Below are 1,041 nucleotides of genomic sequence, written 5' to 3'. Positions count from 1 at the left end.
GATCTTGTTTTTCTTGCTCTGATAGTAGTTCATCACCATCAGCTTGCATTGCAGCGATCAAACCTTCAATCACCCGGTCGGCTTCAACGCGTTGTTCAGCTAACGCACGAGCTTGCATGTCTTCTTTGGCGTGAGTCATCGAATCACGCAGCATGTTCGCAACTTCGTTATCGCTTAAACCGTAAGAAGGTTTCACTTGAATTTCGGACTGAACACCAGTGCTCTTTTCCATTGCAGTCACAGATAGTAAACCGTCAGCATCAACTTGGTACGTCACTCGGATGTGCGCAGCACCTGCCGCCATAGGAGGAATACCTTTTAGTGAGAAACGCGCAAGTGAACGACAATCATCCACCATCTCGCGCTCACCTTGCACAACGTGCACGCTCATCGCCGTTTGACCATCTTTGAAGGTGGTAAACTCTTGCGCGCGAGCAACAGGAATCGTGGTGTTGCGCGGAATGATTTTCTCAACCAACCCACCCATGGTTTCAATACCCAATGATAATGGAATCACGTCAAGCAGCAGCATTTCAGAGTCAGGCTTGTTACCAGCAAGAATATCTGCTTGGATACCCGCACCAATAGCCACCACTTCATCAGGGTTGATGCTAGTGAGTGGTGTGCGGCCAAAGAATTCGCCTACCATTTCACGGACAAGCAAGGTACGAGTTGAGCCACCAACCATCACCACTTCAAGTACTTCCTCCGCTTCTACGTCAGCATCTTTCAGTGCACGACGACAAGACATCAGAGTTTTCTTCACTAGTGGGCGAATCAGGTCTTCGAACTGCTCGCGTGTTACAGTGCCTTTCCAGCCAAACACGTCAACTTCTACGCTGTCTTGCTCAGAGAAAGCAATTTTGGTCGCCGTTGCAATGTTCAGTAATGCACGGTTTTTCTCAGCAGAAAGCGGCGCTTCTAGGCCAGCTTGCTCCATTAGGTAATCCGCTAATAGATGGTCAAAATCATCACCGCCTAGTGCAGAGTCACCGCCTGTTGCTAATACTTCAAATACGCCTTTCGACAAACGTAGGATAG

1 protein-coding gene is annotated in these 1,041 nt (G+C 48.7%); it reads right to left on the bottom strand.

What is annotated here, in order from left to right; all coding sequences use genetic code 11:
- The coding region (locus R7O12_RS26900; protein WP_318127119.1) for an Hsp70 family protein at positions 1 to 1,041 on the bottom strand (1,041 nt) is incomplete at both ends.

The organism is Vibrio sp. Vb1574 (genome assembly GCF_033338675.1).
The sequence above is the reverse complement of the archived record's forward strand: the minus strand, read 5'-3'. Positions and strand labels throughout refer to the sequence as shown.